The 21964-nt window shown below is 73.4% G+C and carries 18 protein-coding genes and 2 pseudogenes; 8 read left to right on the top strand and 12 right to left on the bottom strand.

Going from position 1 to position 21964, the window contains the following annotated elements:
• Positions 1–15: 15 nt before the first annotated feature.
• Entirely contained in the window at positions 16–1701 is a 1686-nt protein-coding gene (hutU, locus tag DRB89_RS30810) for a urocanate hydratase (RefSeq protein ID WP_112453954.1), read from the bottom strand.
• Between the two features lie 104 nt (positions 1702–1805).
• On the opposite strand from hutU, the gene DRB89_RS30805 reads away from it, so the two are divergent.
• The gene (locus DRB89_RS30805; RefSeq protein WP_112453952.1) at positions 1806–3197 is read left to right on the top strand and encodes a diaminopimelate decarboxylase; all 1392 of its coding nucleotides are present in this window, start codon (positions 1806–1808) and stop codon (positions 3195–3197) included.
• Positions 3198–3442: 245 nt separating this feature from the next.
• Here the strand turns inward: DRB89_RS30805 and DRB89_RS30800 are convergent, their stop codons facing one another.
• Entirely contained in the window at positions 3443–4285 is an 843-nt protein-coding gene (locus DRB89_RS30800; protein WP_112453949.1) for a MurR/RpiR family transcriptional regulator, read from the bottom strand.
• Between the two features lie 396 nt (positions 4286–4681).
• Here DRB89_RS30800 and DRB89_RS30790 point away from each other — a divergent pair, with 396 nt between their 5' ends.
• Complete coding sequence (locus DRB89_RS30790) at positions 4682–5071, top strand: hypothetical protein (RefSeq protein ID WP_112451610.1); 390 nt, start codon at positions 4682–4684, stop codon at positions 5069–5071.
• 361 nt (positions 5072–5432) lie between these two features.
• Here DRB89_RS30790 and DRB89_RS30785 read toward each other — a convergent pair whose 3' ends face one another.
• Complete coding sequence (locus DRB89_RS30785; protein ID WP_112453947.1) at positions 5433–6818, bottom strand: cystathionine beta-synthase; 1386 nt, start codon at positions 6816–6818, stop codon at positions 5433–5435.
• Between the two features lie 434 nt (positions 6819–7252).
• Between DRB89_RS30785 and DRB89_RS30780 the strand changes: the two genes are divergently transcribed.
• On the top strand, positions 7253–8464 hold the full coding sequence (locus tag DRB89_RS30780) for an alpha/beta fold hydrolase (protein ID WP_162688797.1): 1212 nt from the start codon (positions 7253–7255) through the stop codon (positions 8462–8464).
• Here DRB89_RS30780 and DRB89_RS43260 read toward each other — a convergent pair.
• Together DRB89_RS43260 and DRB89_RS30775 are read right to left on the bottom strand one after the other, a co-directional pair.
• Positions 8461–8634 (bottom strand): hypothetical protein, encoded by a 174-nt coding sequence (locus tag DRB89_RS43260; protein ID WP_162688796.1) that lies wholly within the window; start codon positions 8632–8634, stop codon positions 8461–8463. The two genes, DRB89_RS30780 and DRB89_RS43260, sit on opposite strands and share 4 nt — an antisense overlap.
• Before the next feature lie 114 nt (positions 8635–8748).
• On the bottom strand, positions 8749–11199 hold the full coding sequence (locus DRB89_RS30775) for an XRE family transcriptional regulator (protein WP_112453356.1): 2451 nt from the start codon (positions 11197–11199) through the stop codon (positions 8749–8751).
• 193 nt (positions 11200–11392) lie between these two features.
• Here DRB89_RS30775 and DRB89_RS30770 point away from each other — a divergent pair, with 193 nt between their 5' ends.
• The gene (locus DRB89_RS30770; RefSeq protein WP_112448440.1) at positions 11393–11848 is read left to right on the top strand and encodes a carboxymuconolactone decarboxylase family protein; all 456 of its coding nucleotides are present in this window, start codon (positions 11393–11395) and stop codon (positions 11846–11848) included.
• 71 nt (positions 11849–11919) lie between these two features.
• A complete protein-coding gene (locus DRB89_RS30765; protein WP_112448441.1) occupies positions 11920–12411 on the top strand; it encodes a DUF1801 domain-containing protein in 492 nt (163 codons plus the stop codon).
• Between the two features lie 94 nt (positions 12412–12505).
• On the opposite strand, the gene DRB89_RS30760 is transcribed toward DRB89_RS30765, so the two are convergent.
• The 6 genes from DRB89_RS30760 to DRB89_RS30735 form a co-directional block, all read right to left on the bottom strand.
• Positions 12506–13507, bottom strand: a complete 1002-nt coding sequence (locus DRB89_RS30760; RefSeq protein ID WP_112448442.1) for a TIGR03842 family LLM class F420-dependent oxidoreductase — start codon at positions 13505–13507, stop codon at positions 12506–12508.
• A 13-nt stretch (positions 13508–13520) separates the two neighbouring features.
• Entirely contained in the window at positions 13521–14921 is a 1401-nt protein-coding gene (hydA, locus tag DRB89_RS30755; RefSeq protein ID WP_112448443.1) for a dihydropyrimidinase, read from the bottom strand.
• 18 nt (positions 14922–14939) lie between these two features.
• Entirely contained in the window at positions 14940–16235 is a 1296-nt protein-coding gene (locus tag DRB89_RS30750; protein ID WP_239516406.1) for an aspartate aminotransferase family protein, read from the bottom strand.
• Positions 16232–17074 (bottom strand): nitrilase-related carbon-nitrogen hydrolase, encoded by an 843-nt coding sequence (locus tag DRB89_RS30745; RefSeq protein ID WP_112448444.1) that lies wholly within the window; start codon positions 17072–17074, stop codon positions 16232–16234. Before DRB89_RS30745 ends, DRB89_RS30750 begins: the two co-directional genes overlap by 4 nt.
• A gap of 173 nt (positions 17075–17247) precedes the next feature.
• A complete protein-coding gene (locus tag DRB89_RS30740) occupies positions 17248–18921 on the bottom strand; it encodes a hypothetical protein (protein ID WP_162689062.1) in 1674 nt (557 codons plus the stop codon).
• Between the two features lie 45 nt (positions 18922–18966).
• Positions 18967–19368: a PPOX class F420-dependent oxidoreductase gene (locus DRB89_RS30735; RefSeq protein ID WP_112448446.1), complete on the bottom strand. Its 402-nt coding sequence runs from the start codon at positions 19366–19368 to the stop codon at positions 18967–18969.
• Between the two features lie 233 nt (positions 19369–19601).
• Between DRB89_RS30735 and DRB89_RS43860 the strand changes: the two are divergent.
• Positions 19602–19805 (top strand): annotated as a pseudogene (locus DRB89_RS43860) (N-acetyltransferase); the annotation flags it as partial.
• A 38-nt stretch (positions 19806–19843) separates the two neighbouring features.
• Here the strand turns inward: DRB89_RS43860 and DRB89_RS30725 are convergent.
• Complete coding sequence (locus tag DRB89_RS30725) at positions 19844–20740, bottom strand: dihydrodipicolinate synthase family protein (protein ID WP_112453039.1); 897 nt, start codon at positions 20738–20740, stop codon at positions 19844–19846.
• A gap of 70 nt (positions 20741–20810) precedes the next feature.
• Between DRB89_RS30725 and DRB89_RS30720 the strand changes: the two are divergent.
• Positions 20811–21311, top strand: a pseudogene (locus DRB89_RS30720) (LysR family transcriptional regulator); the annotation flags it as partial.
• The gene (locus tag DRB89_RS30715; protein WP_112463499.1) at positions 21308–21934 is read left to right on the top strand and encodes a TetR family transcriptional regulator; all 627 of its coding nucleotides are present in this window, start codon (positions 21308–21310) and stop codon (positions 21932–21934) included. The pseudogene DRB89_RS30720 and the gene DRB89_RS30715, both read left to right, overlap by 4 nt.
• Positions 21935–21964: the final 30 nt, after the last annotated feature.

Here is a 21964-nt window from a genome sequence, read left to right as displayed (position 1 = left end):
CGGCGGCTTCCTGGGTCACGCCTGGTCGCCTTCGCGCATCGGGATGCGGACGTCGCGCTCGTCGGCGACGGTCTCGGCGATGTCGTAGCCGGCGTCGACGTGGCGGATGACGCCCATGCCCGGGTCGTTGGTCAGGACGCGGCGGATCTTCTCGCCCGCGAGCTTGGTGCCGTCGGCGACCGTGACCTGGCCCGCGTGGATGGAGCGGCCCATGCCGACGCCGCCGCCGTGGTGGATGGAGACCCAGGAGGCGCCGGAGGCCACGTTGACCATGGCGTTGAGCAGCGGCCAGTCGGCGATCGCGTCGGAGCCGTCGAGCATGGCCTCGGTCTCGCGGTACGGGGAGGCCACCGAGCCGCAGTCGAGGTGGTCGCGGCCGATGACCAGCGGGGCGGCGAGGGTGCCGTCGGCGACCATCTCGTTGAAGCGCTCGCCGGCCTTGTCGCGCTCGCCGTAGCCGAGCCAGCAGATGCGCGCGGGCAGGCCCTGGAAGTGGACGCGCTCGCCGGCCATCTTGATCCAGCGGTGCAGGGACTCGTTCTCCGGGAAGAGCTCCAGCATCGCCTTGTCGGTCTTGTGGATGTCCGAGGCCTCGCCGGACAGCGCCGCCCAGCGGAAGGGGCCCTTGCCCTCGCAGAACAGCGGCCGGATGTAGGCGGGGACGAAGCCGGGGAAGGCGAAGGCGCGCTCGTAGCCGGCCAGCTGGGCCTCGCCGCGGATGGAGTTGCCGTAGTCGAAGACCTCGGCGCCGGCGTCCATGAAGCCGACCATGGCCTCGACGTGCGTGGCCATGGACTCGCGGGCGCGGGTGGTGAACCCGGCCGGGTCCTTGGCCGCGTAGTCCGCCATGTCGTCGAAGTCGACGCCGACGGGCAGGTAGGCGAGCGGGTCGTGGGCGGAGGTCTGGTCCGTCACGATGTCGATCGGGGCGCCCTCGGCGAGCATCTGCGGCAGGAGGTCGGCGGCGTTGCCGAGCAGGCCGATGGAGAGCGGCTTGCGGGCGTCGCGGGCCTCGACGGCCAGCTGGAGCGCGTGGCGCAGGTTGTCGGCCTTGACGTCCAGGTAGCGGTGCTCGATGCGGCGGTCGATGGCGCGCGGGTCGACGTCGATGCAGATGGCGACGCCGTCGTTCATCGTCACGGCCAGGGGCTGGGCGCCGCCCATGCCGCCGAGGCCGGCGGTGAGGGTGATGGTGCCGGCGAGAGTCCCGTTGACCCCTCCCTTGCCGATTGAATGCAGCTTGGCCGCGACGGCCGCGAAGGTCTCGTAGGTGCCCTGCAGGATGCCCTGGGTGCCGATGTAGATCCACGAACCGGCCGTCATCTGGCCGTACATGGTCAGACCCAGGTTCTCCAGCCGGCGGAACTCCTCCCAGTTGGCCCAGTCGCCGACCAGGTTGGAGTTGGCGAGCAGGACGCGCGGCGCCCACTCGTGCGTCTGCATCACGCCTACCGGGCGGCCGGACTGGACGAGCATCGTCTCGTCCTGCTTGAGGGTCTGCAGGGTGCGGACCATGGCGTCGTACGAGCGCCAGTCGCGCGCGGCCTTGCCGGTGCCGCCGTAGACGACGAGCTTGTCGGGGTGCTCGGCGACCTCGGGGTCGAGGTTGTTCTGGAGCATCCGCAGCGCGGCCTCCTGCTGCCATCCCAGGGTGCTCAGGTCGGTACCTCGTGCGGCACGTACGGGGCGGGGTCCTGACATGGCGGTGCCTCCTCCGGTGTTGGTCAATCCATTCACATCCTTGCTCCCTGAATAGATTCAGTCAACAGCTGCGGGCCGCCGCGCCGGATGATGGGATGGCGGACATGGCAGTCGAAACGCGTGGACGAGGCGCCGGCTCCGCCGCCGGGCGGCGCGACGAGGCCGTGCGGGCCGCCGTGGAGCAGGGCCTGATCGGCGAGGACCCGCCCCTGGTGTGCCTGCTCGACGTGGCCGGCATCCGCGCCTCCGCGGCAGCTCTGACCAGCGCTTTCGCCGGCGCTCTCGCTCCCGGCACCCCCGTCCTGCACGCCTTCGCGGTCAAGGCCGCGCCGCTCGTGCCGGTCCTGCGGCTGCTCGCCGACGCGGGGATCGGCTGCGAGGTGGCCAGCCCCGGCGAGCTGGCGCTGGCCCGCGCGGCCGGGGTCGCGCCGGAGCACACGGTCCTGGACTCCCCCGCCAAGACGGCCGCCGAGCTGCGCGAGGCCCTCGCGCTCGGCATCGCGGTGAACGCCGACAACCGCCAGGAGCTGGAGCGGCTCGACGCGCTCGTCGCCTCGGCCCCCACCGGGTCCCCGATCGGCGTACGGATCAACCCGCAGACCGGCGCGGGCACCATCGACGCCCTCTCCACCGCGACCGCGACCTCGAAGTTCGGCATCGCCCTGCGCGATCCGGGCGCCCGCGCATGGCTCGTGCGGGCCTTCCTGGACCGGCCGTGGCTCACCCGCCTGCACACCCACTCGGGCTCCCAGGGCGTTCCGCTGGCGCTGATCGCCGAAGGGGTGCGGGAGCTGTACGCGCTGGCCGAGGAGATCAACGCGGCCGCCGGGCGGCGGCAGATCGACACCCTGGACATCGGGGGCGGCCTGCCGGTGGACTTCTCCTCGGACGCCGGGGGCCCGGGCTACGGGGAGTACGTGTCGGCGCTGCGCTCGGCCGTCCCGGGGCTCTTCTCCGGCGCGTACGGGCTGGTCACGGAGTTCGGCCGGTCCCTGCTGGCCAAGCACGGGCTGGCGCTCTCGCGGGTGGAGTACACGAAGACCGCCGGCGGGCGGGCGATCGCGCTGACGCACGCGGGGGTCCAGCTGGCCACCCGCACGGTGTACGCGCCGGCGGCCTGGCCGCTGCGGATCCTGCCCTACGACGCCGAGGGTGCTCCGCTGACCGGGCCGCCCGTCGCGCAGGACGTCGCCGGGCCCGCCTGCTTCGCGGGCGACCTCCTGGCGGCCGCGCGGGAGCTGCCGCTCCTGTCGCCGGGTGACCTGGTCGCCGTCCCCGACACGGGGGCGTACGCGTTCACCGCCCACTACGGCTACAACAGCCTGCCGCGGCCGGCCGTGCACGGCTTCACGCTCACGGAGTCGGGCGGGGTCCGCTTCGCCCTGGTCCGCCCGGCCCAGTCCCTGTCCGACATCACCGCGGAAGCGGGCGGCTCGCTCCGCGACGCCCTGACCGGGCTCGGCGCGGCCTGCGACCCGACCGGGCGCGACCTCTGACCTGGCCGCGCCAAGCCCCCGGGGCTCCGCCCCGGACCCCGCGCCCTCAAACTCCCCCAGCTACCGCTGGGAGGTGCCCCCTGGCGGGGCTGGGTCTTCCAGCCCTTTGAGGCGCCGGGGTCCGGAGGCCGGCCCCCGGCAACGGCGCCGCACGGGTGGGCCCGGGCCCGTTCTCAGGCCGCCAAAGTGGCGGTCAGCGCCGGGGCTGGCGGAGCTCGACTACCGCTGAGCCGCGAGGGCCGGGCCTACTCCACGAACAGGCCGCGCGCCGCGGCCCGCGCGTCGAAGGCCTCCAGCCGCGCCTGCGCGTCCGGCAGCTCGTCCGCCATCGCCTCCAGCAGCACCCGCCCCAGCAGCATCGGCGCGCACGCCGTGTCGAAGGCCAGTCCGGTCCCGACCGGCGCCGGGATCAGCAAGTCCGAATGGCGGGCCACCGGCGCGAAGGCCGAGTCGGCGACCGTCACCACGGTCAGCCCGGCCGCCCGCCCGTGGTCCAGGGCCTCCGCGACCTCCTTCGGGTGCCGGGGCAGCGCGAAGCACAGCAGGGCCGAGGCCCCGGCGCCCGCCGCCGCGTCGATCCGGTCCGCGAGCATCGAGCCGCCCTCGTCGAGCAGCCGTACGTCGGGGTGCACCTTCGCCGCGAAGTACGCGAACCCGCGCGCCTGCGAGGACGCCGCGCGCAGCCCCAGTACGGGCAGCGGGCGCGACGCGGCCAGCAGCCGCCCCGCCTCCCGCACCGGCGCCGGGTCGGCGAGCATGGCGGACAGCTGCCGCAGGTTCTCGATCTCGCCCTGGACGGCCTGCTGGTACTCGTTGTACGCGTCCTCGTCCGCGGTCCCGGTCCGGGCGCCGGGCGCCACCTCCCGCAGGTGTTTGCGCAGCGCCGGATAGCCGTCGAAGCCCAGCGCCACCGCGAACCGGGTCACCGACGGCTGGCTCACCCCGGCCAGCTCGGCGAGCTCCACGCTCGACAGGAACGGCACCTCCGCCGCCCCGCGCACCATGCAGTGCGCGATGCGCCGCTGGGTCGGCGTCAGCCGGTGTCCCTCGAACAGCTTCTGCAGCCGCGCCGCAGGGCTCTCGCTCATCCCGTTCCCCTCCGTCCCGCCCGTCACCGGTGGGATATTCAGTCACGGAGCACTCTGCATGCGGTTATGCAGGACGGCAACCCGCGCCCGCGATCCGAGACCCCCGGAGGGGCGCCCGAAGGGCGCCCGGCACCGCCCGCGTCGTCTCGATGCCGGGCGACACGATGATGCCGGTCGCCATGGCCGTGGCCATGCGCTCGCTCGGCTACGGGGTGAGCGGCATCGGGCCCCGCCAGCGCCGTCTTCGGCGTCCGCCCCCTGCTGCTGGCCGGCTCCCTGATCAGCCTGGGCCGCGCCCTCGCCCTCCTGGTCGTCCGCCCCGTCCGCACGCTCGTCCGGCGCGATACGGGGGCTAACCCCAGTGCCGGTGGAGACGCCCGTTCCTAGGCTGGCCGCATGGAGTCCCAAGAGCTCAAGAAGGAACTCGCCGCCACGCTCGACGCCCGGCGGGAACTGGGGCCGGAGTACGAGGCCGCGCTGGTCGACTCGTTCGTCGAGAAGGTCGACACGCAGGTCCGCAGGCGCCTCGCGGAGGAACGCCTTTCGGCGGCGCGCGGCGAGTACCACGGCGGGGGCGCCGCGGCGCGGTCCTCGGCGGACGGCAACTTCGGCGAACGCTTCGGCTTCGCGATCATCACCCTGGTGCTGGCGATCCCGCTCTCCGCGATCGGAGCCGCCCAGGCCGATCTGAGCGGTCTGGTGGTCGTCTGGCTCGGCATCCTGGGCGTCAACTTCGTCCACGCCACCGGGTTCCCGCGCCGCCCCGCCCGGGATCCGCTGGACTGACCGGCCGGGAACGCGAAATCCCCCCGGACCGGGTCCGGGGGGATTCTCGGTGCGCTCCCCGCGGGGGCGCCGAAGGATTTGGCGCGGGAACCGCCGCACCCCGGTTGCCCGGGGGCGGGACGACGGCGGTCCCCGCGAAGGACACGGGCCGGGTCAGGGCCGTCCGCGCGTCCGTGGCGTCCACGCGGTCCGGGAGCCGCTCCGGAGTTGCGCTGACGCCGTTCGTGGTGCCGGCCGGTCCCGGTTTCCCGGGCTTCCCTGCCGACAACCACCACTGTGCCGGAGTCGTGTTAAGCGGGTGCTGCCGCCACGTGTCGGGCCCGTACCGTTTGCGCGTCGCCCTCACGCCGCCCCGCGAGGGCTACTTGGCGCCCTTGGCCAGGAACGCCAGCAGGTCCTGACGGCTCACCACACCGGTGGGCTTGCCCTCGACCAGCACGATCGCCGCGTCCGCCTCGCCGAGCACCGCCATCAGCTCGGACACCGGCTCGCCGGAGCCGACCTGCGGCAGCGGGGCGCTCATGTGCTTCTCCAACGGGTCGCCCAGGGAAGCGCGCTGGGCGAACAGCGCCGCCAGCAGCTCCTTCTCGACCACCGAGCCGATGACCTCGGCCGCCATCACGTCGGGGTGGCCGGCGCCCGGCTTGACGATCGGCATCTGCGAGACGCCGTATTCGCGCAGCACCTCGATGGCCTCGCCGACGGTCTCCTCGGGGTGCATGTGGACCAGGGAGGGGATGGCGCCCGCCTTGTCCGCGAGCACGTCCCGGATGCGGGCGGAGGGGCCCGCGTCCTCCAGGAAGCCGTGCCCGGCCATCCACTCGTCGTTGAAGATCTTGCTGATGTAGCCGCGCCCGCTGTCCGGGAGCAGGACGACGACCACGTCGTCCGGGCCCAGGCCCTCGGCGGCGCGCAGCGCGGCGACGACCGCCATGCCGCAGGAGCCGCCGACGAGCAGGCCCTCCTCCTTGGCGAGGCGGCGGGTCATCTGGAAGGAGTCCTTGTCGGACACCGCGATGATCTCGTCGGTCACGTTCGGGTCGTAGGCGGTCGGCCAGAAGTCCTCGCCGACGCCCTCGACGAGGTAGGGGCGGCCCGAGCCGCCGGAGTAGACCGAGCCCTCGGGGTCCGCACCGATGACCTTCACGCGGCCGTCGGAGGCCTCCTTGAGGTACCGGCCGGTGCCGGAGATCGTGCCGCCCGTGCCGACGCCGGCCACGAAGTGGGTGATCTTCCCCTCGGTCTGCTCCCAGAGCTCGGGACCGGTGGTCTCGTAGTGCGAGCGCGAGTTGTTCGCGTTGCTGTACTGGTCGGGCTTCCAGGCGCCGGGCGTCTCGCGCACGAGGCGGTCGGACACGTTGTAGTACGAGTCCGGGTGCTCGGGGTCGACGGCGGTCGGGCAGACCACGACCTCCGCACCGTAGGCGCGCATGACGTTGATCTTGTCCGCCGAGACCTTGTCAGGACAGACGAAGATGCACTTGTAGCCCTTCTGCTGGGCCACGATGGCGAGTCCTACACCCGTGTTGCCGCTCGTGGGCTCCACGATGGTGCCGCCGGGCTTGAGCGCTCCGCTCTCTTCGGCGGCCTCGATCATCCGGACCGCGATGCGGTCCTTCACCGAGCCGCCGGGATTGAAGTACTCGACCTTGGCAAGGACGGTGGCCTGCAGGCCTTCGGTCACACGGTTGAGCTTCACCAGCGGGGTGTTGCCGACGAGGCTGATCATCGAGTCGTGGAATTGCACCATGTTCTCCAAGGAGGGGACTCCACGGGTTCTCCGGGAGGCACCGCCAGACTATGCGGAAAGGGATTGGTCGACCGGCAGTACAGGGCAGGTAGGTCCACAGGACACGGGGACAGCGCAGGGAACCGGCCGTGAGGGCGAGGAGGTGGCTTGAAGGATGTCCAGAGCGAGGACGGCACGCCGGATCGCGGCGGGCCTTCCTCGCTCTGGACATCCTTCAAGCCACCTCCTCGCCCTCACGGCCGCTTCCCTGCGCTGTCCCCGTGTCCTGTGGATCTACCTGCCCTGTACTGCCGGTCTACCAATCCCTTTCCTCATCGCCTGGCGGTGCCTCCCGGAGAACCCGTGGAGTCCCCTCCTTGGAGAACATGGTGCAATTCCACGACTCGATGATCATCCTCCTCGGCAACACCCCGCTGGTGTAGCTCAACCGTTTGACCGAAGCCCTTCATGCCACCTCCCTTGCCAAGGTCAAGTCCTTCAACTCAGACTCTCCGGTGACGGTCCTGTATAAGGGGCGGTCCCCGCGTCGCCGCGCCGCGGCGCTGCTCGCCACCGCCGCCGCGCTCGTGATCGCGGCGCCCGCGGCCCCCGTGGGCGCCGCGTCCGTGCTGCCCTCGCTGCCCGCGCCCAACGCCGCCGGGCTGACCCTGCGGACCTGGTCCGCGGCCGCCGGCCAGAGCGAGCGCATGGGCGACGCCTCCGTGACCACCTCCGCGATCTTCGCCGCGCACGGCGGCACCCCGTCGATCAGTCCGGTCCAGGTGCCGGTGCGGGTGCGGATCCTGCTGCCGGAGGACTACCGGCGCGACCCGGCGCACCCCTACCCCGTGCTGTACCTCCTGCACGGCGGCTCGGGCGACGTCGAGCAGTGGTCGAAGACCGACGAGGGCAACGTCACCGCGAGCCTGAAGGACTCCGCCTTCAAGGGCATCGTCGTGATGCCGGAGGGTGGCAAGGCCGGCTGGTACAGCGACTGGCCAGGCCACACGGACGGCTTCTTCGCCCCGCAGTGGGAGACCTTCCACGTCAACCAGCTGGTCCCGTGGATCGACGCCAACTTCAACACCGTGAAGGCGGCCTCCGGGCGGGCGATCGCGGGCGTCTCGATGGGCGGCTACGGCGCCCTGCGCTACGCCGGCCGCCACCCGGACCTGTTCTCCGCGGTCGGCGCCCTCTCGCCCGGTACGGACATCTACGACCCGGGAGCGCAGAGCATCATCACCAACTCCACCTGGCAGGTGGGGGCGTCGATCCTGTGGACGGGCCTGTTCGACGGGAAGTTCCGGGTGACCGGCGACACCGCGTACCGGATGGCCACGGTCTTCGGGCCGCCGAGCACCTGGCCGGGGCAGAACCCGGTCAATCTGGCGCTCGACGGCAAGTACGCCTCGTACGGCGGGAAGACGGCCCTGTACGCGGGCGGTGTGGGCGGCACCGGCGAGCAGGAGATCGGCGCCATGACCGCGGCCCTGCACCAGGACCTGAAGGACCGGGCCGTCAGCCACCGCTACTGCCGGGGCGCCGGAGACCACTCCTGGCCCTACTGGGGCCCGGAGCTCAAGGACTTCGTGGCCTACGCCTACGGCCCCGCCCCGGCCACCCCGGCCGCCTGCCCCAACAACTGGGGCCCCGAGAGTCCCTAGTTCGTGGCGAGGTCGCCGACCACCAGGGTCCGTGGGGCCACGTGCTCGAAGGCCCCGTCCTGGCCCTGCGGCACGACGGCCACGTGGTTGTCCGCGAAGGCGGGGCCCGCGCCCAGCGCGGTCAGGGCGATGGCGGCGGTGACGGCTACGGCGGCGGTTCTGAAGGTCATGACGGTCCCCCGGGGTCCGGCCGGCCCTCGGGCGGGCCGGCTCGGGGACCAGGCTGTCAGGAGCGGGCGGCGTCCCGCAACAGCCGTTCCGGGCAGGGCTGTTGAGAAGGGAGCTCAGCGGGCTTCGGGGGCGAGCTCCCGCAGGACGGCCCGGCCCGCCGCGCGGTGCTCGGCGGCCGAGGCCGGATCCGACCCGTCGAGTACGACCGCGATCCCCTCGTGGGCCAGCACCTCCTCGTGCCGGTACCCCAGCCTCGGGGCCAGCTCCAGCGCCTGCCGGTGCAGCCGCAGGGCCTCCTCGGGCAGGCCCGCGAGCCGGCAGGTCTCGGCGTAGCCGTTGAGGAACCGGATCTTCCAGTGCTCCTCGAACAACGCGTCCAGCAGCGCGAAGGCCTCCCGGTGGCTGGTCAGCGCCTCCTCGTAGCGGCCCATCCGGCGCAGCGCGACGCCCTGGCAGTTCAGGCACCACGCCTCGTTGTTCATGTGCCCGTCCTCGCGGGCCAGTTCCAGCGCCCGGTGCAGGTGCTCCGCCGCCTCCTGCGGCGCCTCGCCGGCGATGGCCGTGCCGAGGGTGATCAGCGCCGTCAGCCTGGGCGGCCAGGCGGGGTCCGCGTGGGGGACCTCCAGCACCTCCCGGGCTCGGCGCGCCGCCTGCTCGCGGTGGCCCAGTTGGAGCAGCGCCCAGGCCTCCGCCGCCGCCGCGTGGGCCGCGCCCGCCGGGGATCCGGCCGCCTCGTACAACGTGCCGGCCAGGGCGAAGAGTTCGAGCGGCTCCTCGGCGCTCCCCTCCTCCCACCGCAGATAGCCGCGGCGCACGGCCAGTTCGGCCTGCGCGCGGGTGTCGCCCGCCTGGGACGCCCGCAGTCCGGCCGCCTCGTAGGCGGCGCCGGCTTCCGCCATCCGGCCCGCGTTGTAGCGGGCGAAGCCCAGGTCGCTGTACGCGTCGGCCAGCCGCAGCGGTTCGTCCAGGCGCTGCGCGGCGGCCAGGGACCGCTCGAAGAGGTGGTTGAGGTGCGTCGTACCGCAGCGCCGGGCGAAGTAGGCCCGCAGGAACCGCGGCAGTTCGCACACGTGCACATCGGCTCCGACGGCGTCCGCGGTCTCGAAGACGGCGATCAGGTTCTCGTACTCGGCGACGAACCAGGCCAGCGCCGCGTGCCTGTCCGCGAACGGCGGGAGCTCGGCCGGGGGCCGGCCCGCCGAGGGCTCCCGGCCGGGCGACAGGACCGGCATCGCGGCGTCCGCGGCGGCCGCCGCGTGCACGTAGTAGTCGAGGAAGCGGCCCAGCGCCCGCTCGCGCTCGGCCGGCGGGTCCTGCTCCGCGCAGGCCTGGCGGGCGTGCTGGTGCACCAGGTCGTGCAGCCGGTAGCGGTCGGCCGTCGGCTGCTGGACCAGGTGCGCGTCGACCAGGTCCTCCAGCATCTCCCGGGCGGCGCGCACCGGCACGTCCGCCAGGGCCGCCGCCAGGTACTCGTCGAAGGATCCCCCGGGCAGCAGCCCCAGCATCCGGAACAGCCGCGCGTGGGCCCGGTCCAACTGCCGTACGGACATGGCGAACGCGGTGTCGAACTCGCTCGCGCCCTGCGCGAGGCGCTCGACGAGGATGCCCACGGTCCAGCCCGGCCGGTGCCGCAGCCGGGCCGCGGCCAGCCGGAGGGCCAGCGGGAGGTGTCCGCACAGCCTGAGCACCTCGGCGGCGGACTCCGGTTCACGGGCGAGCCGGCCGCCCGGGCCGCCGGCGTCGCCGCTGGCGCGGGCCAGCAGCTGCGCGCTCTCCTCGGGGCTCAGCACGTCCAGCGAGACCGGGGGCACCTCGTCCAGGCCCACGAGCCGGTTGCGGCTGGTGATCAGGACGACCGAGGGGCCCGCGCCGGGCAGCAGCGGACGGACCTGGTCGGCGTCGGCGACGTTGTCGAGGACCACGACGGCCCGCCGCCCGGCCAGTTCGGAGCGCCAGCAGGCGGCCAGCTGTTCGAGGCCCTCCTGCGGGACCCGCTCGGACGGGACGTCGAGCGCGCCGAGCAGCATCCGCAGAGCGGAGTCCGGATCGAGCGGTTCGCGGCCCTCGGTGAACCCGTGCAGGTCCACGTAGAGCTGGGCGTCCGGGTAGTCGGCGGCGAGCCCGTGCGCGGCGTGCACCGCCAGGCAGGTCTTGCCGACGCCCGCCATGCCGTCGACGGCCACCACCCGGTGGCCCTCCAGTGCGGCGAGCACGGCGGCGAGCCGGTCCGCGCGCCCGGTGAAGTCGGGGGCGTCGCGCGGCAGGTCGTTGCGGGGCCGCGGCTGGACCTGGCGACTGGCCTTCGGGGGCGCCGGCAGCGGGTTGGAGGTGCGTTCCCACAGGGGGCGCAGCGGGCGGGGGTCCCGTTTGACGAGGCGGCACAGCGCGATCACCGCGGGCCAGGGCGGCACGGTCTGGCCGCCGAGGTAGCGCGACAGCGACGAGGAGCTGAGGCCGGCGTCCCTGGCGAGGGCCCGCACGCCGAGCCCCGACAGCTCCTGGAGCAGGCGCAGCCGGGCGGCCAGCTCTTCCTGCGGATCATCCTTGGCCGACCGCTGTTCCACGTCCACCGCTCCCCCGGTTCCCCGCTCCCCTGTCCCACTCCGGCAGAAGTATCCCGGGGCGGTTCTGCGCTGGTCAATGCCGTTCCGGGTGTCCCACGGCGTCCCACCGTCCTGGCCGCTGGGAGCCCTGGCGGCTGTGATGGAGCCATGCCCCGGGAGAACGGGGCACCACCGGGAAGAGGAGCCGATCCCCATGCAGTCTCGTATGCAGAACCCCGCCGTCGTACTGTCCGACGCGATGCAGCCCATCCAGGCCCTCATGAAGGCCGCGCAGTCCGGCGGGGTGGACGGCCAGACGCTGGAGCTGGTGCACCTGCGGATCAGCCAGATCAACGGCTGCAGCGCCTGTGTCGACGGCGGCGCCAAGACGGCCCGCCGGTCCGGAGTGAGCGACGAGCGGCTGGCCGCGGTCGCCGCCTGGCGCGAGGCCCCGTACTTCACCGACGAGGAGCGGGCGGCCCTCACGCTGGCCGAGGCCGCGACGCGGCTGGCCGACCGTCCCGACGCCGTGAGCGACGAGGTCTGGGACACGGCCGCCACCTACTTCGACGAGAAGCAGCTGGCCGCGCTCGTGCTGATGATCGGCGTCACCAACCTGTTCAACCGGCTCAACGCCACGACCCGCCAGATCGCCGGCGCCTGGGGGTGACGGGCGCCGCACGGCCCGCGCCCCCGCATGACGACCCGCCCACCGACCCGACTCCCGCAAGGACATCCGACATGACGAACACGCAGCAGTCCGCCAAGACCACCACCGCGGCGGGCACGCCGGCCCGCACGGGCTACGAGGGGTTCACGGCCGAGGAGCGGGATGCGATGAAGGAGCACGCCCGGGAGCTGAAGGCCGCCGCGCGCCGGGGATCGCGCGCCGACAAGGCGGCGGAGGAGGAGGCCTCCGTGGTCGCGAAGATCGCCGAGATGCGGGACTCGGACCGGGCGTTGGCCGAGCGGGTCCACGCGCTGGTCAAGGAGAGCGCGCCGCAGCTCGCGCCGAAGCTCTGGTACGGGATGCCCGCGTACGCCAGGGACGGCAAGGTGGTCTGCTTCTTCCAGAGCGCGGAGAAGTTCAAGGCGCGCTACGCGACGCTCGGATTCAGCGACCAGGCGCAGCTGGACGACGGCCCGATGTGGGCGACCTCCTACGCCCTGACGCGGCTCACCGAGGCCGACGAGGCCCGGATCGCCACCCTGCTGAAGCAGTCGACGGCCTGAGCCCGCCCGGGCGCCGGCGGCCGGTCCGGTCCCCGCCCGTCGCGGGAAGGGAGCCGCGGACCGGCGGCTGCGGACCGGCTGCGGACCGGCGGCCTCAGCCGTTCAACGCCGGGATGATCTGTGTGCCGTAGGTGTCGATGACGGCCTCGCGGGCGTCGTGCATGGCGTAGACGGCGAACTGGTCCACTCCCAGGGCCTCCAGGGCCCGCAGCTTCTCGATGTGGGCCTCCGGCGGGCCGAGCAGGCAGAAGCGGTCGACGATCTCGTCCGGGACGAAGTCGGCCGAGGGGTTCCCGGCGCGGCCGTGGTGGCTGTAGTCGTAGCCCTCACGGGACTTGACGTACTCGGTGAGCTCGTCCGGGACCATCGAGGAGTGCTCGCCGTAGCGGGAGACCAGGTCCGCCACGTGGTTGCCGACCATGCCGCCGAACCAGCGGCACTGGTCGCGGGCGTGGGCCACGTCCTCGCTGACGTACGCGGGGGCCGCCACGCAGATCGTGATCGAGTCCGGGTCCCGGCCCGCCGCCGAAGCGGCCTCGCGGACCGACTTGACCATCCACTCCGTGAGGTAGGGGTCGGCGAGCTGGAGGATGAACCCGTCCGCCTTCTGGCCTGCAAGGGCCAGGGCTTTCGGGCCGTACGCCGCCATCCAGACCGGGAGCTTCCCGTCCGTGATCCAGGGGATGCGGAGGGGGTTGCCGTCCACCTGGGCCTCGCGGCCCTCGGCCAGGTCACGGATGACGTCGATGGCCTCGCCGAGCCGGGCCAGGGTGTTGGGGGCCCGGCCGGCGACGCGCATCGCCGAGTCGCCGCGGCCGATCCCGCAGACGGTGCGGTTGCCGTACATGTCGTTGAGGGTGGCGAAGGTGGAGGCGGTGACCTCCCAGGTGCGGGTGCCCGGATTGGTGACCATCGGACCCACGTGCAGGCGCTGCGTATTGGCCAGGATCTGGCTGTAGATGACGAAGGGCTCCTGCCACAGGACCGCCGAGTCGAAGGTCCAGCCGTAGCGGAAGCCGTTGCGTTCGGCACGCTTCATGAGGCTGATGACCTGGGAGGCCGGCGGGTCGGTCTGGAGGACGAGGCCGAAGTCCATGCGTGGACTCTCCTTACAAGTACTGACAGGTGGAGCGGGGGATGAAGGCCCCGTGGCCGGCCCGGCCCGTGAACTCGCGCCGGTCGATGACGAGTTCGCCCCGGGACAGGACCGTGTCGACGCGTCCGGTGATCCGCTTGCCCTCGTACGCCGAGTAGTCCACGTTCATGTGGTGCGTCTCGGCGGAGATGACCTGCTCGGCGTGCGGATCGTAGAGGACGATGTCGGCGTCCGAGCCCGGGGCGATGGTGCCCTTCTGCGGGTAGAGGCCGAACATCCGGGCCGGGGTCGCGCAGGCGATCTCGATCCAGCGGCGGCGGCTGATGTGCCCGTCCAGGACGGCCTGGTGGAGGAGGTCCATGCGGTTCTCCACCCCCGGCAGCCCGTTGGGGATCTTCGAGAAGTCCCCGCGGCCCAGCTCCTTCTGGCCCCGGAAGCAGAACGGGCAGTGGTCGGTGGAGACCACCTGGAGGTCGTTCGTCCGCAGGCCCCGCCACAGCGCCGCCTGGTGTTCGCGGGGGCGCAGCGGGGTGGAGCAGACGTACTTGGCGCCCTGGAAGTCGGGCTCCTCCAGGTTGTCGGTGGACAGGAAGAGGTACTGCGGACAGGTCTCACCGAAGACCGGCAGGCCCTTGTCCCGGGCCAGCGCCAGCTCCGCGACCGCCTCCTCCGCCGAGACGTGGACCACGTACAGCGGGGAGCCGGCCACCCTCGCGAGCTGGATGGCACGGTGGGTGGCCTCGGCTTCGAGGAGCACCTTGCGGACCTCGCCGTGGTGGCGCGGGTCCGTCTCCCCGCGGGCCAGGGCCTGTTCGACGAGCACGTCGATCGCGATGCCGTTCTCCGCGTGCATCATGATCAGCCCGCCGTTGCCCGACGCCCGCTGCATCGCGCGCAGGATCTGCCCGTCGTCGCTGTAGAAGACCCCGGGATAGGCCATGAACAGCTTGAAGGAGGTGATGCCCTCCCCCACCAGGTGGTCCATCTCCTTCAGGGTCCGCTCGTTGACGTCCGAGAGGATCATGTGGAAGGCGTAGTCGACGGCGCACTGGCCGTCGGCCTTGGCGTACCAGGTGTCGAGGCCCTCGCGCAGGGCGTGGCCCGGCGTCTGCACGGCGAAGTCCACGATGGTGGTGGTGCCGCCCCAGGCCGCGGCCCGGGTCCCGGTCTCGAAGGTGTCGGAGGCCGCGGTGCCTCCGAAGGGCAGCTCCATGTGGGTGTGCGCGTCGACCCCGCCGGGGATGACGTACTTCCCGCCCGCGTCGATCGTGCGGTCGGCCGTCCACGTCCCGGCGGCCGCGGTGCCGTGCGCCGCGAGCGCGGCGACGCGGCCGTCCTCGATCAGCACGTCGGCGTGGAGTTCGTCGGCGGCCGTGATGACGAGGCCGCCTCGGATCAGGGTGCGGGTGCTCATGTACGTCTCCCCCGTGGTTCAGTCGAGGCCGTGCAGGGCCTCGGCGAGGATGTCGGCGCCCTCTTCCGCCTCGGCGACGGTGAGGGAGAGCGGCGGCGCGATGCGCAGCACGCTGGTGTTGTGGCCGCCGCCCTTGCCGAGCAGCAGGCCGCCGGCGCGGGCGGCCTCCAGTACGGCGGCCGCCGCGTCCGGGTCGGCCTGGTCGGTGCCGGGCTTCGTGAGCTCCAGTCCGGCCATCAGGCCCCGGCCGCGCACTTCCCGTACGGCGGGCACGGTCGCGGCGATGGCCCGCAGCCGCTCCAGCAGCAGGCCTCCGACGCGGCGGGCGTTGCCCTGGAGGTCGTGCTCCAGCAAGTAGCCGAGGTTCGCGACGCCGGCGGCCATGGTGACGGGCGAGCCGCCGAAGGTGGAGATGGAGTTGGAGTCGAGGCAGTTCATCACCTCGGCCCGGGCCACGACCCCGCCGATGGACATGCCGTTGCCGATGCCCTTGGCGAAGGTGAGGATGTCCGGCGGGCCGTTCTGGGCGTGGGCCTGCCAGCCCCAGAAGTGGTCGCCGGTGCGGCCCCAGCCGGTCTGCACCTCGTCGCTGATCCAGAGGATGCCGTGCCGGTCGAGGACCTCGCGGAAGGCCCCGTACAGACCGTCGGGCGGGGAGGTGAACCCGCCGACGCCCTGGACCGGTTCGGCGATGAGCGCGGCGACGCCGCCCCGGGCCTGCCCGAGGACGTCTTCGAGGTCGGCGACGGCGGCCGCGGTGAAGTCGGCGTCGTTCAGGTGCGCGAAGGGGCCGCGGGTGCGGACCGCGCCGTGGACGTAGTACGTCTGGAGCGGCGAGAGGCTGGTCGGGGACCAGCCCCGGTTGCCGGTGATCGAGACGGTGGAGAAGGACCGGCCGTGGTAGCTGTTGCGCATCGCCAGGATCTGGTTGGAGCGGCGGTACGTCGTCGCGAGCAGCAGGGCGGTGTCGTTGGCCTCGGTGCCCGAGGTGGTGAAGAAGACCCGGGCGTCGGGGATGCCCGACAACGCGGCGACGCGTTCGGCCAGTTCGACCATGGGCCGGTTCAGGTACAGGGTGGAGGAGTGGATGATCCGGCCGGCCTGTTCGGAGACGGCCTTGGTGACCTCCGGCAGGGCGTGGGCGGTCATCGTGGTGAGGATGCCGCCGAAGAAGTCGAGGTAGCGGTTGCCGTCCGCGTCCCAGACGTGGCGGCCCTCGCCGTGGGTGAGCTCGATGGGGCGGTCGTAGTAGAGCGCGAGCCATTCGGGCAGGACGGTGCGGTGCCGGCTGTGCAGGGGGATCGGGTTGGTCACGGCTGTACGAGCCCTCCGTAGGCGTCGGGGCGGCGGTCGCGGTAGAAGGCCCACTGGTCGCGGACCTCCTTGATCAGGTCGAAGTCCAGGTCCCTGACGAGGAGTTCCTCCTCCTTGTCACTGGCGACCTCCCCGACGAACCGGCCGCGCGGGTCGACGAAGTAGCTGGTGCCGTAGAAGTCGTTGTCGCCGTACTCCTCCTGGCCGACGCGGTTGATGGCGGCGACGAAGTACTCGTTGGCGACGGCGGAGGCGGGCTGCTCCAGCTGCCACAGGTACGCGGACAGCCCCCGGGAGGTGGCGGAGGGGTTGTACACGAGCTGGGCTCCGGCGAGGCCGAGCGCGCGCCAGCCCTCCGGGAAGTGCCGGTCGTAGCAGATGTACACGCCGATCCGGCCGACGGCGGTGTCGAAGACGGGCCAGCCGAGGTTGCCCGGGCGGAAGTAGTACTTCTCCCAGAAGCCCTTGACCTGGGGGATGTGGTGCTTGCGGTACTTCCCGAGGTAGCTGCCGTCGGCGTCGATGACGGCGGCGGTGTTGTAGTAGAACCCCTCGGACTCCAGCTCGAAGACCGGTACGACGATCACCATGCCGGTCTCGCGGGCGAGCGCGCACATGCGCTGGACGGTGGGGCCGTCGGGGACGGCCTCGGCCCAGCGGTAGTGCTCGGGCTCCTGGACCTGGCAGAAGTAGGGGGCGTTGAAGACTTCCTGGAAGCCGATGATCTTCGCGCCCTGGGCGGCCGCCGCGCGGGCGTGCTCCTCGTGCTTCGCGATCATCGACTCGGTGTCTCCGGTCCAGGTGGCCTGGACCAGTGCGGCGCGGACGACTTGGGCCATGAGCTGCTCCTCGCGACGGGTACGCCGACTTCTACGCACGTAGAGGGTGTACGACGGCTGCGCGTAGGGAGTTGAAGGTAGGCCTCGGCCAGGCCCGGGGCAAGACCGCCTTGCGCGGTTGGAGTAGTCGATCACCAAACGCAGGAGTTACGTCGCTGCGCGGTCGCTTCCGGTCATGAGACGGGCAGATTCGCGACGCGAAGCGCATGCAACAGGTCACGGTGGTGGGTCCCCGAGAGGGCTTCGGCCGCGCGCAGCAGCCGGGGCGCGAACCACCTCGGATCCCGGCGCGCGAGGCGGGCCGACTCCTCGGCGGTGCGGACCCGGACGAAGGCCCCGAGCAGGACGTCGGCCTCCCGGGTGCGGCCGGCGGCGCCGAGCGCGAGTGCGACTTCGGCGAGCTCCGCGGCGGGCCGGGCCGCGCCCTGGCGCAGCAGGGCGTCGCAGTCGGCAGGGCCCAGTGCGGCGGCGGCCGCGGCGAACCGGGCGGGCGGCAGCGAGGCCGCCTCCCAGAGCAGGGTGGCCCAGTCGGCGGCCAGCCCGGCCCGCGCCAGGCCCTCGCCCAGCCCTGGCAGCCAGTGCGCGGGCCAGGCCGCGGCCTCGCAGAGCAGCGCGTGCGCCTCCCCGCTGCGGCCCTGCGCCCGCAGCCCGATGAGCGCCTCCACGAGCCCGCCCACGGGATCCCCGTCCCGCGCCGCACCGCCCCCGGCGGCCGGCTCCGCCCCGTCCGCCGGATCCGTGGCCCAGGCCGGATCCGTGGCCCAGGCCGGACCCCCGGTCCCGGCCGGACCCCCGGTCCCGGCCGGACCCCGGCGGTGCCCGGAGCCGGAGTCAGAGCCGGACTCGCCTCGGGAGCCGGAGTCAGAGCCAAAGCCCGCGCCAAAGTCGCCTCGGGGGCCCCGTACGGCCCCGCCGTGGCCGCCCGCGTCGGTCGGCGGCGCCTCGTCCGCAGCGGCCGGCCGGACCTGCTCCACGACGGCGGACCGGGGCTCGGGGCGGCCGAACCGGGCTCCGCACAGCGGGGCGTCCCCCGACGGATGGCCCGGGGGCAGGGCGAAGGCCCGGTCCTGCGACTCCGGGGCGCCGGCGAACCGGGCTCCGCCCGCCCGCCGCGCACCGCGCAGCCACCGCCCCTCGGCCCGCCCGACCGGCTCGTGCGATCCGGCCTGCGATCCGCCCTGCGATCCGTCCTGCGATCCGGCCCGCGTCTCCTCCGGCGCGCCGGCCTGCGCTCCCACCGCCGCCACACCCTGCGCCGCACCCCCGGCCGCGCGCTGCGCGGGGACCGCGCCCAGGGGACCGGCTCCGGCCGGCCGGCCGGCACCGTCCACCCGGGCCGCCGGCTCCGGCGCGACCGCCGCGAGCCGGGAGGTCAGGTCCCCTTGGCGGGCCGCCGCCCGGGCCGCGTCGTCGCGGGTCCAGGACAGTTCCCGGGACAGGGCCCCGGCCGCCTCGGGGTCCGCCGTCTCCACGAGCCGCGCCGACAGCTCCCGCAGCGCGGTCTGCGCCTGCGTCCACTGCGCGGCGGCCGTGGCCAGCAGCGTGCGCAGCTCCTCCTCGCCGCCGGGCAGCCGGTCCCAGACCTCGACGGCCGCCGCCCGCAGCCCGGCGGCGTACTCCGCCTCCCGGGCGAGCGCCGCCGGGCCCACCGAGCCCGCCAAATCACCGAGCAGGGAGTCCAGTACGTCCCACGGCGGCATCGCCGCTCCGTCCAGACAGGCCCGCATTCCCTCCGGGTCCCGCCGCATGAACTCCCCGCACCAGCCCGCCCCTGGATCCAGCCTCTGCATCAACCCCCGCATGTAGCCGGAGAGTTGACCGATCACCTGTGAAGTCGCGGTCTCCATCCCCGCATTTGATCCCACCCGTGTTACGGGCGGGCTACAGGAGTCTCAAAGCTTGACGGCGGGCGGGGCAATCCTGACCTCGATCGCGGTGTGCGGCCGCTTGCCCCGGCGGAACACGGCGGCGGGCACGTCCACCATCCAGAACTGCCACGTGTACTTGCGCGACATGAGCTTGCGCACCCGCCTCAGCCCCGCCTCGTCCAGCAGCCGCGCCTCGCCCTCGGCCACCGGAGCCCCCTCGACCACGCGCCCCCGTACGTCGCACGCCGTGACCGCGACCCGGCCGTTGTTGCGGATCCGCTTCACCTTCCACGAATCGCTGCGCGTCCACACGTACAGCTCACCGCCGTCCGCCACCGCCCACACCGGTGTGGCCACCGGGGTGCCGTCCTTGCGGAAGGTGGTGAGACTGACGTACCGCGCCCTGCCCAGCTCTTCAACCGTCATGCGCCGACCCTACGCGGAGCCGTCCGCGCCCCCGGGCGGCGCGTGCCGGCCTGAGTACTCCACCACCCCGCGTCTGAGTACGACAGCCGGTCCCCGGGCCGGGCCGGGCGTGCGAAAGTGCATCTCGGCGCAGCCCGGGGGCGGGCTCGGAAGAGGGGGAACGCGGTGGATCTGTTCTCTGGAAGGCTTCGGAACCGGAACAAGCGGTGGCGACGACGGGCGATGTGCGATCGATGGGGTTCACACTCGAAGGACCGGTCCTGGAAGGCCGGCTCGTACGCCTGGAGCCACTGGGCCACCGGCCCGCGGCGGACCTGGCCCTGGCGGCCGAGGAGGACCGGGCCGCCTACGGGTTCACCTGGGTGCCCGCCGCAGCCGACGTAGGGGGTTACGTCGCCGTCCAGCCTGCACGGCCCGCCGCCGGGCACGCGTCCCCGGACGGGTAGGGAGACCGGGCGGCGGGTCGCGCCGGGGGTCACCGCAGGCGCGCCAGCTCCCGCCGCGCCGCCGCGACCGACTCCCCGCCCGCCGGCAACAGGGGCAGGCGTACGTCAGGGGTCGGGATCCGGCCCTGCGCGTACAACACCCCCTTGACGACCGTCGGGTTGGGCTCGGCGAACGCCGCCGCGGACAGCCGGGCCAGCGCGTGGCCCAGGGCCCGGGCCCGCTCCACGTCGCCCGCCCGCCAGGCCGCGTCGAGCTCGACGAACCGGGCCGTCGCGAGGTGCGCCGAGGCGAGGATCCCGCCCGCCGCGCCGAGCGCGAGCATGGGCGAGACGTGCGCGTCGTCGCCCGCCATGACCGCGAAGCCCTCCGGCAGGTCACCGAGCAGCGCCACCGTGTCCTGGTCGACCGAGCCGACCGCGTACTTCACCCCGGCCACCCCGGGCAGCGCCCCGACCGCTCGCAGCGCGGCCGCGTCCAGCGGCTGCCCGGTGCGGTAGGGGATGTGATAAACGATCAGCGGTACGGGGCTCACCTCGGCCAGCCGCGTGAAGTGCGCCAGCACCCCGGCGGCCGAGGGCCGGACGAAGGCCGGCACGGTCACGAGCGCAGCCCGTGCCTCGGGCCAGTGCTTCAGCCGGGCCAGGGAGTCCTCGGCGGCCCGGGTCCCGCTCGCCCCGGCGCCGATGCTCAGGTACGCCCCCCGCTCCCGGCAGACCCGGGCGCAGACGTCGGTGACGAGGTCGCGCTCCGCCTCGTCGAGCGAGGCCGTCTCGGCGGTGGTGCCCAGGGCCGCGATCCCGGCGGCGCCGGCGTCGAGCACCTCGTGGGCGAGCGCCTCCAGTGCCCCGGAAGCCACCTCCCCGGCGGCGGTGAACGGCGTGATCAGCGGGACGTGGATCCCCTGCGGTGCCAGGTTCTGTGTCATGCGTCGAGCCTGGCGCGATCCGAGCGTCGAATCCAGTTCGCGTTTCTTACCCGAAGCGTAAGCTGATCCGATGCTCGATGTACGACGCCTGCGCCTGCTGCGCGAACTTGCCCGCCGGGGGACCATCGCCGCCGTGGCCGAGGCGCTCTCCTTCAGCCCTTCGGCCGTGTCCCAGCAGCTCGGGGTCCTCGAGCGCGAGGCCGGCCTGCCCCTGCTGGAGCGCACCGGCCGCCGGGTGCGGCTCACTCCCGCCGGGCAGAACCTCGTCCGGTACGCCGAGGAAGTGCTGGAACTGCTGGAGCGGGCCGACGCCGATCTCGCCGAAGCGCGCAGCGGCCTGGCCGGAGCGCTGCGGATCGGATCCTTCCCCACCGCCACCAGGGCCATCGTCCCGGCGGCCCTGGTGGCACTGGCCCGCCGCCATCCGAGGCTCGAGCCGATGGTGTCGGAGACCGACCCGGCGGCGGTCGCGCACGCGCTGCGCGCCGGGGACCTGGACGTGGCCCTGATCCACGAGTACGACTTCGTCCCCGCACCGGACGAGCCCGGGCTGGCGGCGGAGCCGCTCTGCCGGGAGGCGATGTACCTGGCGGCCCCGGCCGCCCCCGCCAGGACGAGGCCGACGACGGCCCGGGCACCCAGGAGCGCATCCGCCTCGCCGCCCGCTCCGAGTTCGCGGCGCGCGGCTACGACAAGACCTCCGTGCGCGGGATCGCCAAGGCCGCCGGCGTGGACCCGGCGCTGGTGCACCACTACTTCGGCAGCAAGGACGACCTCTTCGCCGCCGCGATCGAGCTCAGCATGGAGCCCGCCCTCGTCGTCCCGGGGCTCCTCGCGGAGGGCCCCGACGGCATCGGCGAACGCCTGGCCCGCTACTTCCTCGGCATCTGGGAGAACCCGGTCACCCGGACCCCGCTCCTCGCGGTGATCCGCTCGGCCCTCACCCACGAGGCCGCCGCGAAGGTGCTGCGCCGGCTCGTCCTGCACCGGCTCCTGGAGCGCATCGCCGCCGACCTCGACGTCCCCGACCCGACCTTCCGCGCCGAGCTCGCCGCCTCCCACATGGTCGGCATCGCGATCCTGCGGTACGTCGTCCAGGTCGAGCCCCTCGCCTCGGCGGACCCGGAGACCATCATCGAACTGGTGGCCCCGACCCTCCAGCGCTACCTGACCGAAGAAACACCGCGCCCGTGACCGAGTACTGAACCGTCCGTCCCGCCATCC

This window comes from Streptomyces sp. ICC4, from assembly GCF_003287915.1.
Taxonomy (GTDB): domain Bacteria; phylum Actinomycetota; class Actinomycetes; order Streptomycetales; family Streptomycetaceae; genus Streptomyces; species Streptomyces tritrimontium.
Note: the sequence above shows the minus strand (reverse complement) of the source record. Positions and strands in the feature narration are given on the sequence as shown.

Excerpts from the sequence above, each read along its gene's own strand:
- hutU (WP_112453954.1), bottom strand. The coding sequence starts at position 1,701 with ATGTCAGGACCCCGCCCCGTACGTGCCGCACGAGGTACCGACCTGAGC.
- DRB89_RS30805 (WP_112453952.1), top strand. The coding sequence starts at position 1,806 with ATGGCAGTCGAAACGCGTGGACGAGGCGCCGGCTCCGCCGCCGGGCGG.
- DRB89_RS30800 (WP_112453949.1), bottom strand. The coding sequence starts at position 4,285 with ATGAGCGAGAGCCCTGCGGCGCGGCTGCAGAAGCTGTTCGAGGGACAC.
- DRB89_RS30790 (WP_112451610.1), top strand. The coding sequence starts at position 4,682 with ATGGAGTCCCAAGAGCTCAAGAAGGAACTCGCCGCCACGCTCGACGCC.
- DRB89_RS43260 (WP_162688796.1), bottom strand. The coding sequence starts at position 8,634 with ATGACCTTCAGAACCGCCGCCGTAGCCGTCACCGCCGCCATCGCCCTG.
- DRB89_RS30770 (WP_112448440.1), top strand. The coding sequence starts at position 11,393 with ATGCAGTCTCGTATGCAGAACCCCGCCGTCGTACTGTCCGACGCGATG.
- DRB89_RS30765 (WP_112448441.1), top strand. The coding sequence starts at position 11,920 with ATGACGAACACGCAGCAGTCCGCCAAGACCACCACCGCGGCGGGCACG.
- DRB89_RS30760 (WP_112448442.1), bottom strand. The coding sequence starts at position 13,507 with ATGGACTTCGGCCTCGTCCTCCAGACCGACCCGCCGGCCTCCCAGGTC.
- hydA (WP_112448443.1), bottom strand. The coding sequence starts at position 14,921 with ATGAGCACCCGCACCCTGATCCGAGGCGGCCTCGTCATCACGGCCGCC.
- DRB89_RS30745 (WP_112448444.1), bottom strand. The coding sequence starts at position 17,074 with ATGGCCCAAGTCGTCCGCGCCGCACTGGTCCAGGCCACCTGGACCGGA.
- DRB89_RS30740 (WP_162689062.1), bottom strand. The coding sequence starts at position 18,921 with ATGGAGACCGCGACTTCACAGGTGATCGGTCAACTCTCCGGCTACATG.
- DRB89_RS30735 (WP_112448446.1), bottom strand. The coding sequence starts at position 19,368 with ATGACGGTTGAAGAGCTGGGCAGGGCGCGGTACGTCAGTCTCACCACC.
- DRB89_RS30725 (WP_112453039.1), bottom strand. The coding sequence starts at position 20,740 with ATGACACAGAACCTGGCACCGCAGGGGATCCACGTCCCGCTGATCACG.